At 62.1% G+C, this 21,200-nt stretch carries 20 protein-coding genes and 1 other RNA gene; 7 read left to right on the top strand and 14 right to left on the bottom strand.

Going from position 1 to position 21,200, the window contains the following annotated elements:
* Nucleotides 1-31 precede the first annotated feature (31 nt).
* The 12 genes from lapB to gyrA form a co-directional block, all read right to left on the bottom strand.
* Nucleotides 32-1,207: a lipopolysaccharide assembly protein LapB gene (lapB, locus tag AC1RDJ_RS12430; protein WP_071324912.1), complete on the bottom strand. Its 1,176-nt coding sequence runs from the start codon at nt 1,205-1,207 to the stop codon at nt 32-34.
* 43 nt (nt 1,208-1,250) lie between these two features.
* The gene (locus AC1RDJ_RS12425) at nt 1,251-1,556 is read right to left on the bottom strand and encodes a LapA family protein (RefSeq protein ID WP_071326647.1); all 306 of its coding nucleotides are present in this window, start codon (nt 1,554-1,556) and stop codon (nt 1,251-1,253) included.
* Nucleotides 1,557-1,791: 235 nt separating this feature from the next.
* On the bottom strand, nt 1,792-2,097 hold the full coding sequence (locus AC1RDJ_RS12420; RefSeq protein ID WP_008446215.1) for an integration host factor subunit beta: 306 nt from the start codon (nt 2,095-2,097) through the stop codon (nt 1,792-1,794).
* Nucleotides 2,098-2,114: 17 nt separating this feature from the next.
* Nucleotides 2,115-3,827, bottom strand: a complete 1,713-nt coding sequence (rpsA, locus tag AC1RDJ_RS12415; RefSeq protein WP_071650172.1) for a 30S ribosomal protein S1 — start codon at nt 3,825-3,827, stop codon at nt 2,115-2,117.
* A 144-nt stretch (nt 3,828-3,971) separates the two neighbouring features.
* The gene (cmk, locus tag AC1RDJ_RS12410) at nt 3,972-4,640 is read right to left on the bottom strand and encodes a (d)CMP kinase (protein WP_071324913.1); all 669 of its coding nucleotides are present in this window, start codon (nt 4,638-4,640) and stop codon (nt 3,972-3,974) included.
* A gap of 91 nt (nt 4,641-4,731) precedes the next feature.
* On the bottom strand, nt 4,732-6,087 hold the full coding sequence (aroA, locus tag AC1RDJ_RS12405; protein WP_071324914.1) for a 3-phosphoshikimate 1-carboxyvinyltransferase: 1,356 nt from the start codon (nt 6,085-6,087) through the stop codon (nt 4,732-4,734).
* Between the two features lie 18 nt (nt 6,088-6,105).
* Nucleotides 6,106-7,014 carry a prephenate dehydrogenase gene (locus tag AC1RDJ_RS12400; RefSeq protein ID WP_071324915.1) on the bottom strand — a complete coding sequence of 303 codons (909 nt, stop codon included), beginning with the start codon at nt 7,012-7,014 and terminating at the stop codon, nt 6,106-6,108.
* 4 nt (nt 7,015-7,018) lie between these two features.
* Nucleotides 7,019-8,125: a histidinol-phosphate transaminase gene (hisC, locus tag AC1RDJ_RS12395; RefSeq protein WP_493027590.1), complete on the bottom strand. Its 1,107-nt coding sequence runs from the start codon at nt 8,123-8,125 to the stop codon at nt 7,019-7,021.
* Between the two features lie 128 nt (nt 8,126-8,253).
* Complete coding sequence (gene pheA, locus AC1RDJ_RS12390; RefSeq protein ID WP_493027589.1) at nt 8,254-9,324, bottom strand: prephenate dehydratase; 1,071 nt, start codon at nt 9,322-9,324, stop codon at nt 8,254-8,256.
* Nucleotides 9,325-9,407: 83 nt separating this feature from the next.
* Complete coding sequence (gene serC / locus AC1RDJ_RS12385) at nt 9,408-10,499, bottom strand: 3-phosphoserine/phosphohydroxythreonine transaminase (protein ID WP_071324918.1); 1,092 nt, start codon at nt 10,497-10,499, stop codon at nt 9,408-9,410.
* A 23-nt stretch (nt 10,500-10,522) separates the two neighbouring features.
* On the bottom strand, nt 10,523-11,107 hold the full coding sequence (locus AC1RDJ_RS12380; RefSeq protein WP_071324919.1) for a DUF2059 domain-containing protein: 585 nt from the start codon (nt 11,105-11,107) through the stop codon (nt 10,523-10,525).
* A gap of 105 nt (nt 11,108-11,212) precedes the next feature.
* Entirely contained in the window at nt 11,213-13,885 is a 2,673-nt protein-coding gene (gene gyrA / locus AC1RDJ_RS12375) for a DNA gyrase subunit A (protein WP_071324920.1), read from the bottom strand.
* Between the two features lie 649 nt (nt 13,886-14,534).
* Here gyrA and ompA point away from each other — a divergent pair.
* From ompA to ssrA, 4 genes are all read left to right on the top strand, one after another.
* Nucleotides 14,535-15,245, top strand: a complete 711-nt coding sequence (gene ompA, locus AC1RDJ_RS12370; protein ID WP_034782001.1) for an outer membrane protein OmpA — start codon at nt 14,535-14,537, stop codon at nt 15,243-15,245.
* 134 nt (nt 15,246-15,379) lie between these two features.
* Entirely contained in the window at nt 15,380-16,075 is a 696-nt protein-coding gene (gene ubiG, locus AC1RDJ_RS12365) for a bifunctional 2-polyprenyl-6-hydroxyphenol methylase/3-demethylubiquinol 3-O-methyltransferase UbiG (protein ID WP_493027588.1), read from the top strand.
* A 71-nt stretch (nt 16,076-16,146) separates the two neighbouring features.
* Nucleotides 16,147-16,851: an HAD family hydrolase gene (locus AC1RDJ_RS12360; RefSeq protein WP_071324922.1), complete on the top strand. Its 705-nt coding sequence runs from the start codon at nt 16,147-16,149 to the stop codon at nt 16,849-16,851.
* An 83-nt stretch (nt 16,852-16,934) separates the two neighbouring features.
* Nucleotides 16,935-17,295, top strand: a transfer-messenger RNA (tmRNA) gene (gene ssrA / locus AC1RDJ_RS12355).
* Between the two features lie 241 nt (nt 17,296-17,536).
* Here the strand turns inward: ssrA and AC1RDJ_RS12350 are convergent.
* Nucleotides 17,537-17,779: a hypothetical protein gene (locus tag AC1RDJ_RS12350; RefSeq protein ID WP_071324923.1), complete on the bottom strand. Its 243-nt coding sequence runs from the start codon at nt 17,777-17,779 to the stop codon at nt 17,537-17,539.
* A gap of 179 nt (nt 17,780-17,958) precedes the next feature.
* Between AC1RDJ_RS12350 and AC1RDJ_RS12345 the strand changes: the two genes are divergently transcribed.
* The 3 genes from AC1RDJ_RS12345 (at nt 17,959) to AC1RDJ_RS12335 (ending at nt 20,061) form a co-directional block, all read left to right on the top strand.
* Nucleotides 17,959-18,747 carry a hypothetical protein gene (locus tag AC1RDJ_RS12345; protein ID WP_493027587.1) on the top strand — a complete coding sequence of 263 codons (789 nt, stop codon included), beginning with the start codon at nt 17,959-17,961 and terminating at the stop codon, nt 18,745-18,747.
* The gene (locus AC1RDJ_RS12340; RefSeq protein WP_071324925.1) at nt 18,744-18,986 is read left to right on the top strand and encodes an Imm32 family immunity protein; all 243 of its coding nucleotides are present in this window, start codon (nt 18,744-18,746) and stop codon (nt 18,984-18,986) included. Before AC1RDJ_RS12345 ends, AC1RDJ_RS12340 begins: the two co-directional genes overlap by 4 nt.
* Nucleotides 18,987-19,062: 76 nt before the next feature.
* The gene (locus AC1RDJ_RS12335) at nt 19,063-20,061 is read left to right on the top strand and encodes an SMP-30/gluconolactonase/LRE family protein (protein ID WP_493027662.1); all 999 of its coding nucleotides are present in this window, start codon (nt 19,063-19,065) and stop codon (nt 20,059-20,061) included.
* Here AC1RDJ_RS12335 and AC1RDJ_RS12330 read toward each other — a convergent pair.
* Nucleotides 20,048-21,115 (bottom strand): SDR family oxidoreductase, encoded by a 1,068-nt coding sequence (locus AC1RDJ_RS12330; RefSeq protein ID WP_493027586.1) that lies wholly within the window; start codon nt 21,113-21,115, stop codon nt 20,048-20,050. The genes AC1RDJ_RS12335 and AC1RDJ_RS12330 overlap by 14 nt on opposite strands.
* Between the last annotated feature and the right edge of the window lie 85 nt (nt 21,116-21,200).

Below are 21,200 nucleotides of genomic sequence, written 5' to 3'. Positions count from 1 at the left end.
ACGTTGCACTGAGGCAAGGTGGCGTGTAGGGTTAATTCATGACGTTCAATTCTTCGGTACGGCGCGGCGGGTAGGTTTCCCACTTGTTGCAGCCCGGGCAGTGCCAGTAGAACTGGCGCGCCTTGAAGCCGCAATGGCTGCACTGGTAGCGGGCCAGCTTTTGCGTGTAGCCGTGCACGAGGTTTTTCACCATCGACAGCTCCGACCAGATGGCGGCCGGGGCATCCATCATGCGCGCTTCGAGCAGCTTGTCCAGGCCCAGCAGGGTGGGCGTGCGGCGCAATTCGGCGCTGACCAGCTGTTTCGCCGCTTCCACGCCGTCGAGTTCGATGACGGCCTTGAAGACGACTTCGATGAGGTCGATCGACGACGCTTCTTCCAGGTAGGAACGCAGCAGGTTGACGCCTTCCTGTGCACGGCCGAGCTTGGTATAACCGTCCATCAGGCGCTGCGCCACCAGGGCCACGTGCGGCACGCTTTGCTGCTCGACACGGCGCCAGGTGGTCAGCGCGCCTTCCACGTCGCCGCGCGCCAGCAGCACGTCGCCCGTCAGGATGGTGGCGCGCACGCTCTTGCGGTCCGTCTGCAGGGCTTTTTCCAGCAGCGGCATGGCTTCGTCCGGCTTCAGGTGCACGAGCGCGTCATGCGCCAGTTCGCAATAGAATTGCGCGATTTCCTTCTGCCGTGCACCGGCGCCCGCTTCCTGCAAGCCCACGGCCGCTTCGATGGCACGCGGCCACTCCTTTTCGCGCTGGTAGATTTCCAGCAGCGCACGCCGCGCCTGGGCCGCATATTGCGTGTCGACCAGGCTGTTGAAGGTTTCCTCGGCACGGTCCAGCAAGCCCGCCTTCAGGTAATCCATGCCCAGCTCGTAGGCGGCATGGCCCTGCTGCTCCAGCGGCAGGTCGGGACGCGCCAGCAAGTTCTGGTGCACGCGGATGGCCCGTTCCGTCTCGCCACGGCGGCGGAACAGGTTGCCCAGTGCAAAGTGCATGTCGGCCGATTCCGGGTCCAGCTTGACCACTTCGATGAAGGCATCGATGGCCTTGTCGTGCTGCTCGTTGAGCAGGAAATTCAAGCCCTTGAAGTAATTGCGCGGCAAACTGCGCGATTCCGACACCAGTTGATGGATGTCAACGCGCGCGGCGATCCAGCCCAGCGCGAAAAACACCGGGATACCCAAGAGCCACCAGAGTTCAAATTCCATGCGATTGTTTTTATTCGAGTAAGAGAGAAAGGAGCGATGGCGCTTACTGCTGCGCGCTCACGCTGTCCGGTTGCGGCTGGACATTGGTGGCCACGCCGACGGTCTGCAGCGCGGCGATGGTGGTTTTTTGCTTGGTCGCTTCGCGGCGGTGACGGAACACGGTGGGCGTCAGGGCCAGTACGCCGAGGCTGGCGCCGGCGACAAAAAAGCCCAGCAGCATCAACACCAGGGGGCCGCGAATTTCATAATTGAGGAAAACATGCAGGTCGACAACCTGCGCATTCTTCAGCGCAAAACTGAAGAACAGGACGAAAAGAACACAGCCAACGATGGTGGAGATGATTTTCATCGATACGCCCAGAAAGTACAAAAAATGCCCGTATGGCACAACCTTGGAATGCCTGGCAGAAGCGTAGCGAGCGTCAGTGATTTGTGGCCAAGAAGCGCAACCGTACTGAAGTACGGTGAGCATCGCAGGCCGCAAAGCGCGACGCGCAGTAGCTTATGTCAGGTATTCTCAGCATATTAACAAAAAAAAGCGGCATCCAAGGACGCCGCTCTTTGTGTCGCCTTCCAGCAGACGATTAATCCTCGATGATCGGTTGTCCGACCATCGCGTCCACCCGCTCGCGCAACTGTTTGCCCGGCTTGAAGTGGGGCACCCGTTTTTCGGGAACCATCACCTTGTCGCCGGATTTCGGGTTGCGACCGATGCGCGGGGGCCTGCTGTTCAGGGCAAAACTGCCAAAACCGCGGATCTCGATGCGTTGACCGGTCGCCAGAGCGTTGGTCATCGCATCGAGAATGGTCTTGACGGCATACTCCGCATCTTTCGCCACCAGCTGAGAATAACGCTCAGCGAGGCGGTTGATCAGCTCGGACTTTGTCATCTGCCGTATCCGCAGTCTTAGTTCTTGTTATCGAACTTAGCTTTCAACAAGGCGCCCAGGCTGGTGGTGCCCGAAGCTGCGTTGTTGTCGGTAGCTGCCATCTTCTGCATGGCTTCCTGGGTTTCAACGTTGTCTTTCGCTTTGATCGACAGTTGGATACCACGGGCTTTGCGGTCGATGTTCAACACCATTGCTTCGACGGTATCGCCGACTTTCAGGTGCGTACCAGCATCTTCAACGCGGTCGCGCGAGATTTCGGAAGCGCGCAGGTAGCCTTCAACTTCTTCGGACAGTTGGATCACGGCGCCTTTAGGCTCAACCGATTTAACGGTACCGGTTACCAGCGAGCCTTTGTCGTTCATGGCTGCGAAGTTGTTGAATGGGTCACCTTCCAGTTGCTTGACGCCCAGGGAAACGCGCTCGCGCTCAACGTCGATGGCCAGAACGATGGCTTCCAGTTCGTCACCTTTCTTGAAGCGACGCACGGCTTCTTCGCCGGTTTCGGTCCAGGACAGGTCGGACAGGTGCACCAGACCGTCGATGTTGCCGGCCAGGCCGATGAACACGCCGAAGTCGGTGATCGATTTGATCGCGCCGCGGACTTTGTCACCTTTCTTATGGGTCACACCGAAGTCGTCCCATGGGTTGGCTTTGCACTGTTTCATACCCAGCGAGATACGACGACGCTCTTCGTCGATTTCCAGAACCATCACTTCTACTTCGTCGCCCAGTTGGACAACTTTGTTAGGAGCAACGTTTTTGTTCGTCCAGTCCATTTCGGAAACGTGTACCAGACCTTCGATACCCTGCTCCACTTCAACGAACGCGCCGTAGTCGGTCAGGTTCGTTACTTTACCGAACAGACGGGTGCTTTGTGGGTAACGACGGGACAGACCGGTCCAAGGATCGTCGCCCAGTTGTTTCACGCCCAGCGAAACACGGTTTTTCTCTTGATCGTATTTCAGGACTTTGGCGGTGATTTCCTGGCCAACCGTCAATACTTCCGACGGGTGACGTACACGGCGCCATGCCAGGTCGGTGATGTGCAGCAGGCCATCGATACCGCCCAGATCCACGAACGCGCCGTAGTCGGTGATATTTTTGACGACGCCGGTCACGACCGTGCCTTCTTTCAGCGTTTCCATCAGTTTCTGACGCTCTTCGCCCATCGAAGCTTCGATGACGGCGCGGCGGGACAGAACCACGTTGTTACGCTTGCGATCCAGCTTGATCACTTTGAATTCGAGGGTTTTGCCTTCGAATGGGGTGGTGTCTTTGACAGGACGGGTATCAACCAGCGAGCCCGGCAGGAATGCGCGGATGCCGTTGGTCAACACGGTCAGACCGCCTTTGACTTTACCGTTGACGGTACCGACGACGATTTCGCCCGATTCCATCGCTTTTTCCAGAGCCAGCCACGAAGCCAGACGCTTGGCTTTATCGCGCGACAGGATGGTATCGCCGAAACCATTTTCCAGCGATTCGATCGCCACGGAAACGAAGTCACCAACTTTGACTTCCAGTTCGCCGTGGTCGTTCTTGAATTCTTCGACAGGGATGAATGCTTCGGATTTGAGGCCAGCGTTCACGATCACGAAATTGTGGTCGAGGCGCACGACTTCAGCGGAAATAACTTCGCCGGAGCGCATATCTTGACGCGACAACGATTCCTCGAAGAGCGCAGCAAAACTTTCCATACCGGTAGATTCGTTAGTTGTAACAGTAGACATAGGGTTCACACAGGTTATCCAGCAGAGATCGCACGATGCGACTTAAACTGGGTTAGGTTTTTGACACACCCGGACAGGCCAGGAGCCGTCACGGGCACCACATAGCAGGCATTACAGATGACATAAAGCACGCTATTTTGCTGCTTATCTTGCTGCCGACGCATACCATTTCAACACGGTTTCAACAGCCTCATCGGCCGTCATTCCCGAGGTATCGAGGACATGCGCCCCTTCCGCGGGGACCAGCGGCGCAATCGCACGGTGAGTATCACGTTCGTCCCGCGCCTGCAAATCCATCAGAAGGTCTTCCATATTAGCAGAAAAACCCTTGTCTATCAATTGCTTGTAGCGCCGTTGCGCGCGCGCCTCGACGCTGGCCGTGAGGAATACCTTCAGCGCGGCATGCGGAAAGATCACCGTCCCCATGTCGCGCCCGTCGGCCACCAGGCCCGGCGTCTTGCGAAAGCCCAGCTGCAAACCCACGAGGGCGTGGCGCACAGTTGGCAATACGGCAATTTTAGACGCCGTATTGCCCACTTCTTCGGCACGGATCTGCTCGGTGACGTTTTCATGCGCGAGCAGGATTTCGCCGCCGGCGAAATGGCATGGCAGGTGTTCGGCCAGCTTGGCCAGCGCGTGTTCGTCGCGCAAGTCCGTACCCCGGCGCAGTGCCGACAGGGCCGTCAGGCGGTACAGCGCGCCGGAATCGAGGTAATGAAAGCCGAGCTTGTCGGCTACGCGGTGCGCCACCGTGCCCTTGCCTGAGGCGGTGGGGCCGTCGATGGCGATGACTGGGATGTTGGAGTTCGGCATAGTTTTGTCACATTAAAAAGACTGAACCTCAAAGCGGCGCCGGGGTCGGTCCCTCAGGGTCCGGCCCCAGGTTTCACTTGGGGTTACCTGGTTAAATCAAAGTATCCCTGGCAATCCCCGCGAATGCGGCGAAATACTCGGGGAAGGTCTTGGCCACGCATTTCGGGTCGTTGATGCGCATCTCGTTGCCGCGGCGCGCGGCGCCGTCCAGCGAAGCGAGCGAAAAGCACATGGCCATGCGGTGGTCGTCATACGTGTCGATGGTGGCTGGCTGGATCTCGGCAGGCGGCGTCACGCGCAGGTAGTCGGCCCCCTCTTCCACGTCCGCGCCGAGCTTGCGCAATTCCGTCGCCATGGCGGCCAGGCGGTCCGTTTCCTTCACTCTCCAGCTGGCGATATTGCGCAGGGTGCTCGTGCCGTCCGCGTACAGGGCGGCCACGGCGATCGTCATGGCGGCGTCGGGAATGTGGTTGAAATCCATGTCGACGGCTTTCAATACGCCGTTCGAACGGGCCTCGATCCAGTTCTCGCCCATGGTGATGGTCGCGCCCATCTGCTGCAAGGCTTCGACGAAACGCACGTCGCCCTGGATGCTGTCGCGCCCCACGCCCTCCACGCGCACGGGACCGCCGCCGATGGCGCCGGCCGCCAGGAAGTACGACGCCGACGAGGCATCGCCCTCGACGTGGATGGTGCCCGGGCTTTGGTACTGCTGGCCCGGCTGCACGGTGAACGACTGCCAGCCGTCATGCTCGACCGTCACGCCGAAGCGGCGCATCAGGTTCAGGGTAATTTCAATGTACGGCTTCGAAATCAGCTCGCCCGTCACGTCGATGGTCACCGCGTGGTCGCGCGCCATCAGCGGCGCCACCATCAGCAGGGCCGTCAAGAACTGGCTCGACACGTTGCCGCGCACGGCGATGCGCTGCGCGTGGATATGGCCGCGGCGGATGCGCAGCGGCGGGAAACCCTGCTCGCCCGTGTATTCGATCTGCGTGCCGACGGCGTTCAGCGCATCGACCAGGTCGCCGATCGGGCGCTCGTGCATGCGCGACACGCCGTGCAGGGTGTAATCGCCGCCGATGACGGCCAGCGCCGCCGTCAGCGGGCGGATCGCCGTGCCGGCATTGCCCATGAACAGGTCCGCCGCGTGGTGCGGGAACACGCCGCCGCAGCCTTCCACGTGGTGGATCTGGTGTGCCGTGGCCGGGTCGCCCAGCAACTCGTCCTGCGTCCATTTCACGCCCAGCGACGTCAGGGCCGTCAGCATGACGAAGGTGTCGTCGGAGGCGAGCAGGTCGACGATCTTCGTCGTGCCCTTGGCCAGCGCGGCCAGTAGCAGCACGCGGTTGGAAATGCTTTTCGAGCCGGGCAGGCGCACCGTGCCTGCGGCGTGCATGACCGGCTTCAGGTCGATATGGTGGGGGTATTGCTTGGTTTGCGTCATGCTGGAATCCTTGAATATTTATTGTGCGGGCGCGGCCGGTATTTCTGCCGTTTCGATCGCCTCGATCCATTGCTGCCGGGCGTGCTGGGCGTTCGCATACACGCCTTCGATGGCGGCGCCGTCGCCGGCGGCCAGGTGCGCGCGCAGCGCCGTCAACTGCGCCAGGTAGGCGTCCAGCTCATGCAGCAGCGCCGGCTGGTTGGCCAGGCTGATGTCGCGCCACATTTCCGGCGATGAGCCGGCGATGCGCGTAAAGTCGCGAAAGCCGCTGGCCGCGTACTGGAACAGCAGGCCCGCGTGCGGTTTCCTGGCGATGTCGTCGACCAGCGCAAAGGCCAGCAAATGCGGCAGATGGCTGACGGCGGCAAACACCTTGTCGTGTTCTGCGGGCGTCAAGACGTGCAGGATGGCGCCGCAGGCACGCCATGCGGCCGCCACGCGCTCCACGTCGGCCGCGGCATTTTCCGCCAGCGGCGTGAGCACCACTTTCTTGCCTTGATACAAGTCAATGATGGCGGCGTCGGGGCCATTCGTCTCGCGCCCCGCGATCGGATGGCCGGGCACGAATTGCGCCACCTTGCCCCCCAGCGCCGCGCGCGCCGCCGCCACCACGTCGCTTTTCGTGCTGCCCGCGTCGGTGACGATGGTGCCCGGCTGCAGATGCGGCGCGATGGAGGCCAGGATCGCCCCCGTCTGCGCCACGGGCGCGGCCAGCAGCACCAGGTCGGCGCCGGCGATGGCCTCCGCCATGTCGCCGCCGATCTCGTCGATGATGCCCAGCGCCAGGGCGCGCGCCATCGAGGCCGGCGAACGGCCCATGCCGACCACCGTGGCCACCGCCCCCGCATGCTTTAACGCGCGCGCGAACGAGCCGCCGATCAGGCCCACGCCGAAGATGACGACCTTTTTCAGTGCAGGCGTCGTCATGGCGTCAGGCCAGCGCTTTCGTCAGCGCGGCGATGAAGATGGCGTTTTCCTGCGGCAGGCCGATGGAAATGCGCAGCCATTGCGGCAAGCCATAGCTGCCCACGGGGCGCACGATCACGCCCTGCTTGAGCAGCGCCAGGTTGACGCGCGCGCCGGCGCCGTCGTCCTCGCCCACCTTCACCAGCACGAAATTGCCGTGCGACGGCACGTATTCCAGGCCCAGTTGCGTGAACGCTTCCGTGAACTGCCGGTAGCCGGCCGCGTTGTTGCGCGCGCTCTTGTCGAGGAACTCCTTGTCGTTCAGGGCGGCGATGGCTGCCGCCTGCGCCATCGAATTGACGTTGAATGGCTGGCGGATGCGGTTCATCAGGTCCGTCAGCGCCGGCTGGGCGATGGCGAAACCGACGCGCAGGCCGGCCAGGCCATAGGCCTTCGACAGGGTGCGCGAGACCACCAGGTTCGGATACTGGCGCACCCACGCCGTCGACTCGTACTGGTCGCCGGCCGACAGAAATTCGTTGTAGGCCTCGTCGAGCACGACGACGACATGCTGCGGCACCTTCTGCAGGAAGGCTTCGAGCTGCGCGGCCGACAGGAAGGTGCCGGTCGGGTTGTTCGGGTTGGCGATGAAGACCAGGCGCGTGTCGTCGGCGATTGCCGCCGCCATGGCGTCCAGGTCATGGCCATAGGCTTGCGCCGGCACGACGATGTGGCGCGCGCCCAGGCCTTGCGTGGCCAGCGCATACACGGCGAACGAGTACTGCGAATACACGACGGACTGGCCGTGTTCGACAAACGCGTGCGCGGCGATTTCCAGGATGTCGTTGCTGCCGTTGCCCAGCGTGATCCAGTCGGCCGGCACGTCATAGCGCTGCGACAGCACGGCTTTCAGGTCGAAGCCGTTGGCGTCCGGGTAGCGGCCCAGGTCATCGATGGCGGCGATCATCGCCTGCTTGGCCGATTCCGGCATGCCGTACGGGTTTTCATTCGACGCCAGCTTGACGATGGATGCCTCGTCGAGGCCGAATTCGCGCGCGACTTCGGCGATCGGTTTGCCGCTCTGGTAAGGGGCGATGGCGTGGACGTATTCTGGACCGATATTTTTAGACATGGTGTTCTTTAAAAGTTGGTGAATGATTAGGCTGGTGGCTGTTGCCGGGTTACGCTGCGCTAACCCAACCTACAGCTTATTGTAGGTCGGATTAGGCCGCAGGCCGTAATCCGACACCACCGTTGGCGTCACAGACTGACCGGATACGACCCCAGCACCTTGAAGAAAGCCGCATTGCCCTGCAACTCCGCCAGCGCCTGGGCCACGGCCGCGTCGTGCACGTGGCCTTCCACGTCGACATAGAAATAATACTCCCAGCTGCCCATGCGCGCCGGACGCGACTCGAAGCGCGTCATCGACACGCCGTGCTTCGCCAGGGGCGCCAGCAGCTGGTACACGGCGCCGGCCTTGTTCGGCACAGCCAGCACCAGCGAGGTCTGGTCCTTGCCCGACGGCGCCGTCTGCAGCGTCCCCACGACGGCAAAGCGCGTGCGGTTGTGCGGGTCGTCCTGGATATGGCCCTTGACCACGCCCAGCTTGTACTGCGCGCCCGCCAGTTCGCTGGCGATCGCCGCCACCGTCGGATCGTCGCCGGCCATGCGCGCCGCTTCCGCGTTCGAGGCCACGGCATGGCGCGCGATGTGCGGGTAATTCTGGTTCAGCCACACCTGGCACTGGGCCAGCGCCTGCGAATGGGCGCAGATGGAGGTGACGCCATCCATGTTGCCGCTCTTCGTCATCAGGCTGTGGTGCACGGCAATCGCCACTTCGCCGCTGATGATGAGGCTCGTCTGCAGCATCATGTCCAGCGTGCGGTTGACGGCGCCCTCCGAGGAATTCTCGATCGGCACCACGCCGAAATCGGCCGTCCCCGCCTCGGCGGAGCGGAATACCTCGTCGATGGAGGCGCATGGCAAGCCTTCGACGGCGCTGCCGAACTGCTGGTACACGGCCTGCTCGCTGAAGGTGCCGGCCGGGCCAAGATACGCCACGGTGACGCGCTTTTCCAGCGAGCGGCAGGACGACATGATTTCGCGGAAGATGGTCTGCACTTCGCGGTCGCCCATGGGGCCGGGATTGCGCTCGGCAACGCCGCGCAGCACTTGCGCTTCGCGCTCGGGACGGAAGACAGGCGCCTGCGTCTCGGCCTTCACGTGGCCCACCTGCTGGGCGATCTGCGCGCGGCGGTTCAGCAGTTCGAGGATTTGCGCGTCGATCGCATCGATCTGTTCGCGCAGCGGTTTCAATTTATCGGTCATGGTTGGTTTGTTTCGTCAGCTGTACTTCAATCATTGCCGCGCGGCCTGCGCCGGCGGCGGGCCGGCGCGGTCGGTTATGCGACTCAGCGTCCGGCAAACTCGTTCAAATAGTTGACCAGGGCTTGCACGCCCTCGATCGGCATCGCGTTATAGATCGATGCACGCATGCCGCCGACGGACTTGTGGCCCTTCAGCTGCAGCAGGCCGCGCTGCTTCGCGCCGGCCAGGAATGCGTCGTTCATACTCTCGTCGCGCAGATAGAACGGGATGGTCATGCGCGAGCGGTATGCGGGAGCGACCCGGTTCTGGTAGAAGTCGTCCGCATCGAGCGCCGCGTACAGCAGCGCCGCTTTCTCAATATTACGCTGTTCCATGGCTGCAACGCCACCTTGCCGTTTCAGCCACTGGAAAACCAGGCCGGCGATATAGATGCCGTAGGTGGGCGGCGTGTTGTACATCGACTCATGTTCGGCCACGATGGACCAGTCGAAGGCCGACGGGCAAATCGGCAGCGCCTTGCCCAGCAAGTCTTCGCGCACGATGACCACGGTGAGGCCGGCCGGGCCGATATTTTTCTGCGCGCCGCCGAAGATCACGCCATATTGCGATACATCAATGACGCGCGACAGGATATGCGAAGACATGTCGGCCACGATGGTGGTGCCTGCCGGCACCTGCGGCGCCTGCTGGAATTCCACGCCATCGATGGTTTCATTGGTGCAGATGTGCAGATAGGCGGCGCCCGGCGTCAGCTTCCACTCGGCCACTGGCGGCACGCCCGTGAAACCGGCGGCCTGCGACGAGGCGGCCACGTTGACGGTGGCGTATTTCGCCGCTTCCTTGACCGACTTGCCCGACCAGGAGCCCGTGTGCACGAAGTCGACGGTGGCCGGCTGCGTGGCGCCATGGCCCACCAGGTTCATCGGGATGATGGCGTTCTCGCCCAGGCCGCCGCCCTGCAGGAACAGGATCTTGTAGTTATCGGGCACGGCCAGCAATTCGCGCAGGTCGGCGACGGCTTGCCGGTAGATGGAGATGAATTCGGGACCACGGTGGCTCATTTCCATCACCGACATGCCGCTGCCATGCCAGTCCTGCATTTCCGCGGCGGCTTGCGCCAGCACTTCCTTGGGCAGCACGGCCGGTCCGGCGGAGAAATTGTAGATATGGGTCACGATACGGTCCTTGGTAAATGGGATTATTGGGGCGATTGCGTGGCCGCCCGTATGACCTGGTCGAGCACTGCATTCACGCGCGGGATCAGCACGCGCTGGCTGATGGCCATCGATTCGGCCGACAGCTGCGGCATGGTGGCCAGCATCTTGCGGCCCAGCGGCGTCTTGTAGAACGCCGTCAGCTGCTCGACTTCCGGCACCGTGTAGTAGCGCGCGTACAGGGGCACCATCTCGGCGCTCAGTTCATCGATCAGAGTCGGATCGGCCAGCACCTGCGTCAGGGTGGCGACGGCCAGGGGGATTTCTTCCTCGGCGCTGGCCAGCGCGCGCGCCTTGCGCTTCTCGTCCAGGTTCGGGTTCGTGCCGATTTGCTGCAGCGCCGACTGGCGGATCATGGCCGGCACCGATTGCAGCATCTGGTCGAAGATGTTGCGCGTCAGTTGCGGGAACTGCATCGCGTCGAGCATGCGCCGCACGGCCACCGTCATGGCGGGGCTGGGCGCGGCCTGGCGGGCGGGCGTCGCTTGCGCATTCTGCGCCAGGACCGGCAGGGTCGCAAGGAATGCCAGCGAGAACGCGGCGAAGAAGGTGGCGACGATTTTTCTCATGGTATTCGGGACTTTACAAAAGCGGGGGCATACGTGGTTACGCTGGCTGGCGCCGAAAGTGGCACGCCAACAGCAATTGGGGCTCCCGAAAGAGCCCCAATCTTCTTACTCCGGCTGGTCCGGATCGGCTGGTTCAGCCGCCGGCGCGGCCGCGGCGTCCACGCCCGCCTCCGTCGTCAGCTCGACTTCGTCGATATCCGTCTCCACCACGCGCTGCAGGCCGGACAGCTTGGTGCCGTCCTCCACCGCGATCAGGGTCACGCCCTGCGTCGCGCGGCCCATCTCGCGGATTTCCGACACGCGGGTACGAATCAGGACGCCACCGGTGGTGATCAGCATGATTTCATCGGTGGTGTCGACCAGGGTCGCGGCAACCACCTTGCCATTGCGCTCGCTGGTCTGGATGGCGATCATGCCTTTCGTGCCACGGCCATGGCGCGTGTACTCGGTGATCGGCGTACGCTTGCCGTAACCGTTTTCGGTTGCCGTCAGCACCGACTGCTGCTCGTTCTCGGCCACCAGCAGGGCGATCACGTGCTGGCCTTCTTCCAGGTTCATGCCGCGCACGCCGCGCGCCGTGCGGCCCATCGGACGCACATCGTTTTCGTCGAAGCGCACTGCCTTGCCCGAATCGGAGAACAGCATCACGTCGTGCTGGCCGTCGGTCAGCGCCGCGCCGATCAGGAAGTCGCCGTCGTCCAGGTCGACCGCGATGATGCCGGCCTTGCGTGGATTGCTGAAGTCCTTCAGCGGCGTTTTCTTGACGGTGCCCAGGCTGGTCGACATGAACACGTAATGGTCTTCGGGGAACGTGCGGTTCTCGCCCGACAGCGGCAGGATCACGGTGATCTTTTCGTTGTCCTGCAGCGGGAACATGTTGACGATCGGCTTGCCGCGCGAATTGCGCGAGCCTTGCGGCACTTCCCACACCTTCAGCCAGTACATGCGGCCACGATCCGAGAAGCACAGGATGTAGTCGTGCGTATTGGCGATGAACAGCTGGTCGATCCAGTCTTCCTCTTTCGTCGCCATCGCCTGCTTGCCGCGGCCGCCGCGTTTTTGCGCGCGGTATTCGGTGATCGGCTGCGCCTTCATGTAGCCGGTGTGCGACAGGGTCACGACCATGTCCTGCGGCGTGATCAGGTCTTCCGTTTCCAGGTCGGTGGCATTGAGTTCGATCTGCGAGCGGCGCACGTCCTTGTTGCCGGCGCCGTATTCGTTCATGGCCAGCGTCATTTCATCGGTGATGATGATGGTGACGCGTTCCGGCTTGGCCAGGATGTCGAGCAAGTCGGCGATGTGCGCCATGATTTCCTTGTACTCATTGACGATCTTGTCCTGTTCCAGACCGGTCAGGCGCTGCAGACGCATCTGCAGGATTTCCTGCGCCTGGTCGTCCGACAGCTTGTACAGGCCATCGGCCTGCATGCCGTAATGCTTCGGCAGGTTTTCCGGACGGTAGGCATCGACGCCGCCTGGCGTCGTGCCGTCGCCCGTACGGGCCAGCATTTCGCGCACGACGGACGAATCCCACGGGCGCGCCATCAGCTCGACCTTGGCGATCGGCGGCGTCGGCGCGGCCTTGATGATGGCGATGAAGTCATCGATATTGGCCAGCGCGACAGCCAGGCCTTCGAGCACGTGGCCGCGTTCGCGCGCCTTGCGCAGTTCGAACACGGTGCGGCGCGTCACCACTTCGCGGCGGTGCGACAGGAAGCATTGCAGCATCTGCTTCAGGTTCAGCAGCTTCGGCTGGCCATCGACGAGGGCCACCATGTTCATGCCGAAGGTGTCTTGCAGCTGGGTTTGCTTGTACAGATTGTTCAGCACCACTTCCGGCACTTCGCCGCGTTTCAGCTCGATCACCACGCGCATGCCCGACTTGTCGGACTCGTCGCGGATGTCGGAAATGCCGTCCAGCTTCTTGTCGCGCACGTTTTCGGCGATGCGTTCCAGCAAGGACTTCTTGTTGACCTGGAATGGCAGCTCGTCGACGATGATGGCGATGCGGCCGCCGTCCTTGCCGTATTCCTCGAAGTGCGTCTTGGCGCGCATGACCACGCGGCCGCGGCCCGTGCGGTAGCCGTCGCGCACGCCCGAGACGCCATAGATGATGCCGGCGGTGGGGAAATCGGGCGCCGGGATCAGTTCGATCAGTTCATCGATCGTGCAGTCCGGGTTGCGCAGCACGTGCAGGGCGCCGTTGATGACTTCGGTAATATTGTGTGGCGGAATGTTCGTCGCCATGCCGACCGCGATGCCGGAAGAACCGTTGATCAGCAGGTTCGGGATACGCGTCGGCAAGACCGTCGGTTCCTTTTCCTTGCCGTCATAGTTGGGCTGGAAGTCGACGGTATCTTTATCGATATCGGCCAGCAATTCGCTGGCAATCTTGTCCAGGCGGCACTCGGTGTAACGCATCGCCGCGGCGCCATCGCCGTCGACGGAGCCGAAGTTGCCCTGGCCGTCGATGAGCATGTAGCGCAGCGAAAAATCTTGCGCCATGCGCACCAAGGTGTCGTAGATCGAGGCGTCGCCGTGGGGATGGTACTTACCCATGGTTTCGCCGACCACGCGGGCGCACTTGACGTAAGGGCGGTTCCACACGTTGTTCATTTCATGCATCGCGAACAAGACGCGGCGGTGCACTGGCTTCAAGCCATCGCGCGCATCCGGCAAGGCGCGCCCGACGATCACGCTCATGGCGTAATCGAGGTAGCTCTTGCGCATCTCTTCTTCGAGGGAAATAGGAATTGTTTCTTTTGCGAATTGATCCATTGGCGGTTCGACTGATCTCAGGCTGTGGTTAACTTATCTGCTACGCAATGTATGACGCAATACTGCATATCCTAGGCGGCTGTCGTCGTGGACGCCGCACCGCGCGCTGCTGGCGCGGCCCGGCTTCCATGTCGCAGAGTGTCTGGCAAAAAGTGACGGCGGTGGCACGGTCCGGACTGTACCTCGGTACGTCCCGCCCTGCAGCGCCGCCTTGGGCCTCTGCTCAACACTCTTAACAGTCAAGCGCACGATTTTAGCATGCGCGCCCAGCTACCTGTACAAATTGGCCATACCGGCAAGATTGCCGCTTCGCACCGGCGCTGTGCATGTCCAGGTGTCGATAATGCACAATGGCAATACCAGTTCAAGTCCTCTGCCCTTAAAAGAGGCAAAAAAGCGATCAATTGTTACAGACGCGTTACAAATGGGCATTTTCGTTGCGCAAAAACAACGCGCGGTCTAAAATCGGGCAAGCTTTGATTTAACCACGGTCGTGCGCCCCTGATGCGTGTGGCAAAATGACTGGGAAGTTAATTGCTAGTTTCGCAATCTGAAACGAGCGCATGTGGTCTACATGATAAAATCTCGGCACGTAGCACCAGTAGCGCAGTGTTGTTCTGCGGATATCACCCCCCGAAAGGAAAAAAGAATGAATAAATTTGTAACGCTGTTTTTCGCTGCATCCGCAGTGATTGCTGGCTCGGCTTCGGCCCAAACCCCAACCTCCCCACCGTTCGCGCCAGTTACCACTGACATCAAAGCACCAAGCCCAAAAAGCGCTTACGTGCAAGATGCTCGCGGCGTTATCGTGCGTGACCCATTCGGTCTGTGCTGGCGTACCGGCTACTGGACACCTGCTGACGCGGTGCCAGGTTGCGACGTGCCACTGTGCGTAGAACCAGAAACCCTGCAAGACGGCAAATGCGTGGCCCCACCAGCGCCAGTAGTACCTGCTCCTGCACCAGTCGTGGTCGTACCAGTGCCAGTCGTCGTTGCTCCTACCTCGGAAAAAGTCAGCTTCGCTGCTGATGCATTCTTCGATTTCGACAAAGCTACGCTGAAGCCAGAAGGCAAAGCCAAGCTGGACGAGCTGTCCGCACAACTGGGCGGCATCAACCTGGAAGTCATCATCGCTGTGGGTCACACCGACTCCGTCGGCACCGATGCTTACAACCAAAAACTGTCGGTACGTCGTGCTGATGCTGTCAAAGCCTACCTGGTCACCAAAGGCGTTGAAAGCAACCGCGTGTACACCGAAGGCAAAGGCGAAAAACAACCTGTTGCTGACAACAAAACTGCCGAAGGCCGTGCGAAAAACCGTCGCGTGGAAATCGAAGTTGTTGGTACCCGCAACAAGTAATCTCTGAACCGCTACCCTGGGACTTGCTCCAAGTCATCGCGCAAGTCAAGGACAGCATGAAAAAACCCCGCCACGGCGGGGTTTTTTTTCGTCCGTGGCTGCCCAATTGTAAAATTGCCGCTATTATTCGACCTATGAATGCCGACCCTCTTGAAATCCAAAAATTCAGTGAGCTGGCCCACCGCTGGTGGGACCCCACTTCCGAGTTTCGTCCCCTGCACGAAATTAACCCCCTGCGCCTGGAGTGGATCAACGCGAAAGTACCGCTGGCCGGCAAGCGCGTGATCGACATCGGCTGCGGCGGCGGCATCCTGGCCGAATCGATGGCCCGCAAGGGTGCCGACGTGACGGGCATCGACCTGTCCGAGAAAGCCCTGAAAGTGGCCGACCTGCACAGCCTGGAATCGGGCGCCAAGGTGCGCTACAAGCTGATCGCCGCCGAAGCCATGGCCGACGCAGAAGCGGGCCAGTACGACGTCGTCACCTGCATGGAAATGCTCGAGCACGTGCCGGATCCGGCCGCCATCGTGAAGGCCTGCGCCACCCTGGTCAAACCGGGCGGCCACGTCTTCCTGTCGACCCTGAACCGCAATCCGAAAGCCTATCTGTTTGCCATCCTCGGCGCCGAATACCTGCTGCGCCTGCTACCCAGAGGCACGCACGACTACGATAAATTCATCACGCCGGCCGAATTGTCGCAATATGTACGCAGCGCCGGCCTCGATGTCAATAGCATGCGCGGCATGGGCTACAATCCGTTGACCAAGATTTACTCGCTTAATAGTGATACCAGCGTCAATTACCTGGTGGCCTGCACCCGGCCCCTGTAATTTCCGCGTCAACCACAAGGCGGCTGCGGCCGCCATTTTTCATCCCGATCCACCTGATTACTGCGCCCGCCATGACCACCGACCACTTGCCAGCCCCGCGCGCCATCCTGTTCGACCTCGACGGCACCCTGGCCGACACCGCCCCCGACCTGGCGGCCGCCATCAACCTGCTGCGCGCGCGCGCCGGCCTGGAACCGACCCCGTACGCCATCCTGCGCCCCACCGCCTCGGCCGGCGCGCGCGGCATGATAGGCGCATCGTATGGCATCGGTCCTGGCGAAAGCGGTTATGAAGCCCTGAAAGACGGCTTCCTGAACAACTACGAAGCGGCGCTGGCCGTGGAAAGCCGCCTGTTCGACGGCATCCCCGCCATGCTCGACGGCTTGCAGGCGCTGGGCCTGGCCTGGGGCGTCGTCACCAACAAGGCGGCCCGCTTCACCGACCCGCTGGTCGGCCAGATCGGCCTGGGCGCCGCCGGCTGCGTCATCTCGGGCGACACCATGGCGCACCCGAAACCGCACCCCGCCCCCCTGCTGGAAGCGGCGCGCCGCCTGGCACTGGCGCCGGAAGAATGCTGGTACGTGGGCGACGACCTGCGCGACATCCAGGCCGGCCGTGCCGCCGGCATGCGCACGGTGGCCTGCGCCTGGGGCTATTGCGGCCCCGTCGAACCGCAGCACTGGAACGCCGACCATCTGCTGGACACGCCGCAAGCGCTGCTGGAACTGGTCAGCGCGGTGGTGAAGGCGGCGCAGGCGCGCCAGCTGGCGGCATAAAGCTGCCGGCGCCTGATCCGGCGCGCATCGGCGCGAATGCATCATGCAAGAATGGGCAGATTGCGCTACAATGAAGGTTCTGTGGGGACGACCTGGTTTCGACGTGGGTTGCAAAGCAGCGCAGGGCATACCGAGGGCGGGCTACCTCGTAAATACAACCTGAAAAAACTTAACTGCAAACGATAACTCGTACGCACTGGCAGCTTAATCGCTGTTAGCTCTAGAACACCTCGTCCCTGGGGTGGGCCGTCAAAAGCTCTAGAGTCATTTACAGGGACTCGTCGTATGCTGGGTTACTTAGCGTCCGACTAAATAATAGGTAACTCGCTTGCCCATAACGTGCACATCCGTGCTGGCTGAGTTAAATTAAATGATAGTGCTAAGTATGTAGAACTGTCTGTGGAGTGCTTGCGGACGCGGGTTCGATTCCCGCCGTCTCCACCACTGAATAAATAAAAGGGCTTCCCCGTTTTGGCGGGGAGGCCCTTTTTATTTATTCCATGCGTACGGAACGCGGGGGTTGTGCGGGACTTCGGCGAGCGCAGCTCGGCGCCGCAACACCGGGTTGCGCTTGCCAGCGCAACCCTCTCCGATTCTTCTGGCTAGCTCTTGCGCCGCAGGCGGTTTTTCTTAAAAGCATCATAGAATGATCGGATCGCCTATGAAGGGCAGGCATTCCTCCTCCCTACCGCCTGCTCAACGGCACATACTCGCCCGGCTGCCCAGCCACCTCGAGCGCGTCGGCAAACGCCAATAAAAACTTCGCCGGGCCATGTTCGGACACCAGCAAGGACGCGCCCTTGTGGCGCAGCAACTTCAGCACTTCCTGCTGATGCGCCTGGTATTCGCTGGAATTGCCGTAGAAGGTTTGATACATCTCAAGGGTTTCCATGGCCTTGGCGGCCAGGATAAATTCAGGTTTGTCCATGATGTCTCCTCGTCGTTGGTACTGCCAAAGTGCTGCCAAAACCACGAAAAATCCTGCCAGACGCCCGTGCCGGGCGCAGCGCCTTATGCCAAGCACATCTGCATGTCCATCATACGCCTCAACCCGGCCATTGCGCCGTCCAATCGTGCAACTGGCAGCGTGGGCCCGTACATGGCATCATGCGCGTTGCCCATTCACCCTTGCGACACATGGACCAATATCACTTCCTCGTAGGCGAATTCAAGAAAAATAGCCCCTTTCATCCCGCCGCGGCCAGCGCCCAGCTGTTCGCCTGGTTCGCGCACATCGGCGAAGCCGTCGAGCGCTACGGCAACAAGCGCGGCAAGATCGTCAAGTACTCACAGCGAAATTACGAAAAGATGCTGTTCGCGCCAGAGAACAACAGCATCGGACTGCTTTCGCCGCGTCTCGTGCCGCCCGACGAAGCTTACGAGGCCGTCAACTGCGACGCGCATGCCATGTATTCGTCGGACTCGTCACTGATTCTGTCCATCCGCGCCAGCAAGCTTGCGCTGGCGCCGTTGTTCGACGGTGCACGGGCCATACCCGGCCTGTTTGAGCATTGCGAATATGTGTACTGCTACGCTGAAACACAGGGCTATGGCACCGGCTACGCACTCGGCTACCGGCAGCTCGATGAGGCCCATCCGATGACCTTTGGCGTTCCTTGCCCCGCAAATAACTGGTCCGCCATCCAGCGGCGCGGGCTGCAAGATTCGCACCTGCGCGATGTATATCCCATCAACGGTTTCACGCAAGCCAGACTCGATGCGCTGCCGCCCGAGCGCCGGCAAGCGCTGCGCGACGCGATGCAGGCGTATGGCCGCTGCGAAGAGCATGCCAGCCTCACCATCTGGTACCTGCAACCCGAGGAGCTGGAAGCGGCCCGCGCCGCGCTGAACGCACGCGCCATGCTGGGCGCCTATATCAACCACCGACACCCATGACCACACATTTATCGCTGCACTGCTATCTGCAGGACGAGGCCGCCGAGCGGCCCCTGCCCTGCTCCGACGTGACCATCCACGCCGACCCGGCCACCCTGCGCGCCATCGCCCATTTCCTGCTGGCCAGCGCGGACGAGTTTGACCAGGCGCAAGAGCGCGCCGGCATGCACGCGCACCTGCAAGATCAATGGGCAGGCTGGCAGGACGATTTTCCCGACCTGGTCGTGGTGGCGGCCTAGGATGAGACATAGACTGGCGCCCCGGCCGGCGCGCGTCGGGTAACATACGCCACCTTCGCTTTACAGAGAACACTTGATGCCCCCTACCCGCTACGCCCTGCCGTCGCTGCGTGCCGCCCTGTTGGCCACAGCACTCTCCACCCTGTCCGCCTGCGCCAGCCAGCCCGCGCACGAAGCGCTGTTCCTCGCCACCACGCTGACCCCGGCGCACTCGTTCACCAAGGGCATCGAGGGGCCGGCCGTGGACGCGGACGGGAATATCTATGCCGTCAACTTTGCGAAACAGCAAACCATCGGCAAGGTGCGGCCGGACGGCAGCGGCGAGGTGTACCTGACCCTGCCCGGCACCAGCATCGCCAACGGCATCCGCTTCGGCAGCCGCGGCCAGATGTACCTGGCCGACTACATGGAACACACGATTTACCTGGTCGACCCGGCCACGCGCGCGCTGTCCATCCACGCGCGCGAGCCGCGCATGACGCAGCCGAACGACATCGCCATCACGCAGGACGACGTGCTGTATGCGAGCGACCCGAACTGGAAGGAAAACACGGGCCGCGTGTGGCGCATCGCGCAGGACGGCACGGTCACGCTGGCGCTCGACACCATGGGCACGGCCAATGGCATCGAAGTGAGCCCCGACGGCAAGATCCTGTACGTGAATGAAAGCGTGCAGCGCAATATCTGGAGGTATGACATCGCTGCGGACGGCGGCCTGACGGGTAAACGCCTGCTGATCAGGTTCGACGATTTCGGCATGGACGGCATGCGCGTCGATGTGGACGGCAACCTGTACGTGACGCGCTACGGCAAGGGCACGGTGGTCAAACTGTCGCCGCAGGGACGCATCCTGCGCGAGATCAGCGTGCCTGGCGCCAAGCCCAGCAACATCACCTTTGGCGGGCCCGATGGACGCACGGCCTACGTGACGGAAGTGGTGCAGGGTCGCCTGCTGCAGTTCCGCGTCGACCGCCCGGGACTCGAATGGCAGCGCGCGCAGCAGCACAAGGCCAATGCGGCGGCAGCGGCAGCAACGCCGCCGCCCGCCGCCGTGGAAAGCGTCAGCGCGGAATGATGCGCTCCGCCTTCAGGCGCTCGAACAGATTGAAAAAGGCATCCTGGGTATCCTGGTAGTCGAGGAAGCCCGCCTTGCGGCTCTTGCCCATGTCCGTCATCACTTCCATCGGCCGTCCCAGGTCCGCATCCGTATGCCACCATGACGCGAGGCGGCCGATATCGGGCTCCGCCAGGCCATGCTGCTGCGCGATGGCGCGCCACTGCGCGGGCGCATCCTGCATGCGGCCGGCCAGCGGCGCCATCGTCGCGGGCAGATCGGCCGCCGCGACGCCGAAATACGCGGCCAGGCGCGGCCACAGCCACTTCCAGCGGAACACGTCGCCATTGACGATATTGAAGTCCTCGTTGCGCGCGGCGGGACTGTCGGCCGCCCACGCCAGCTGGCGCGCGATCTGGCCCGCGTCCGTCATGTCGGACAGGCCATGCCACTGCGCGCTGGAACCGGGAAAGACGAAGGGCTGGCCGCTGGCCTTGCACAGGTGCGCATACACGGCCAGGGTCAGGCCCATGTTCATGGCATTGCCCAGCGCATAGCCGATGATGGTGTGCGGGCGGTGCACGCTCCACGTGAAGCCATACTGCGCGGCCGCCGCGAACAAGCGGTCTTCCTGCTCATAATAGAAATTATCGACGCTCTGGCGGCCCTGCTCTTCGCGAAACGGCGTGACGGGCACGGCGCCTTGTCCATACGCGTCGAACGGTCCCAGGTAATGCTTGAGGCCCGTCACCAGCGCCGCATGGCGCAGCTGGCCGCCTGGCCCCAGCGCGGCCAGCACGTTAGCCACCATGGCGCCGTTGACGCGGATGTTTTCCTGCTCGCTGGCCTGGCGCGCCCAGGCCGTGAAAAAGACGTGGCTGGCATCCATGCCGGCCAGGGCGGCGCTGACCGCCGCGCCATCCGTCGCATCGACTTGCAGCGAGGCGCAGCCGTCCGGCACGGGCGTGCGGCCGCGCGAGACGCCCGTAACGCGCCAGCCTGCGCCGAGCAGATGCGCGGCCAGCTTGCTGCCGATGACGCCGCTGGCGCCGATGATGAGGGCATGTTTTTGCATGGGATAAAGCCTCCAAAAGAAAAAACCATCATATCCGGGACATGAATTCTTATCCGCGATACTATTTCACCCTATTCATGAACAA

The organism is Janthinobacterium sp. GW822-FHT07H10 (genome assembly GCF_058798675.1).
The sequence above is the reverse complement of the archived record's forward strand: the minus strand, read 5'-3'. Positions and strand labels throughout refer to the sequence as shown.

Coding starts and splice junctions, on each gene's coding strand:
- lapB (WP_071324912.1), bottom strand. CDS start 1,207: ATGGAATTTGAACTCTGGTGGCTCTTGGGTATCCCGGTGTTTTTCGCG.
- AC1RDJ_RS12425 (WP_071326647.1), bottom strand. CDS start 1,556: ATGAAAATCATCTCCACCATCGTTGGCTGTGTTCTTTTCGTCCTGTTC.
- AC1RDJ_RS12420 (WP_008446215.1), bottom strand. CDS start 2,097: ATGACAAAGTCCGAGCTGATCAACCGCCTCGCTGAGCGTTATTCTCAG.
- rpsA (WP_071650172.1), bottom strand. CDS start 3,827: ATGTCTACTGTTACAACTAACGAATCTACCGGTATGGAAAGTTTTGCT.
- cmk (WP_071324913.1), bottom strand. CDS start 4,640: ATGCCGAACTCCAACATCCCAGTCATCGCCATCGACGGCCCCACCGCC.
- aroA (WP_071324914.1), bottom strand. CDS start 6,087: ATGACGCAAACCAAGCAATACCCCCACCATATCGACCTGAAGCCGGTC.
- AC1RDJ_RS12400 (WP_071324915.1), bottom strand. CDS start 7,014: ATGACGACGCCTGCACTGAAAAAGGTCGTCATCTTCGGCGTGGGCCTG.
- hisC (WP_493027590.1), bottom strand. CDS start 8,125: ATGTCTAAAAATATCGGTCCAGAATACGTCCACGCCATCGCCCCTTAC.
- pheA (WP_493027589.1), bottom strand. CDS start 9,324: ATGACCGATAAATTGAAACCGCTGCGCGAACAGATCGATGCGATCGAC.
- AC1RDJ_RS12380 (WP_071324919.1), bottom strand. CDS start 11,107: ATGAGAAAAATCGTCGCCACCTTCTTCGCCGCGTTCTCGCTGGCATTC.
- gyrA (WP_071324920.1), bottom strand. CDS start 13,885: ATGGATCAATTCGCAAAAGAAACAATTCCTATTTCCCTCGAAGAAGAG.
- ompA (WP_034782001.1), top strand. CDS start 14,535: ATGAATAAATTTGTAACGCTGTTTTTCGCTGCATCCGCAGTGATTGCT.
- ubiG (WP_493027588.1), top strand. CDS start 15,380: ATGAATGCCGACCCTCTTGAAATCCAAAAATTCAGTGAGCTGGCCCAC.
- AC1RDJ_RS12360 (WP_071324922.1), top strand. CDS start 16,147: ATGACCACCGACCACTTGCCAGCCCCGCGCGCCATCCTGTTCGACCTC.
- AC1RDJ_RS12350 (WP_071324923.1), bottom strand. CDS start 17,779: ATGGACAAACCTGAATTTATCCTGGCCGCCAAGGCCATGGAAACCCTT.
- AC1RDJ_RS12345 (WP_493027587.1), top strand. CDS start 17,959: ATGCGCGTTGCCCATTCACCCTTGCGACACATGGACCAATATCACTTC.
- AC1RDJ_RS12340 (WP_071324925.1), top strand. CDS start 18,744: ATGACCACACATTTATCGCTGCACTGCTATCTGCAGGACGAGGCCGCC.
- AC1RDJ_RS12335 (WP_493027662.1), top strand. CDS start 19,063: ATGCCCCCTACCCGCTACGCCCTGCCGTCGCTGCGTGCCGCCCTGTTG.
- AC1RDJ_RS12330 (WP_493027586.1), bottom strand. CDS start 21,115: ATGCAAAAACATGCCCTCATCATCGGCGCCAGCGGCGTCATCGGCAGC.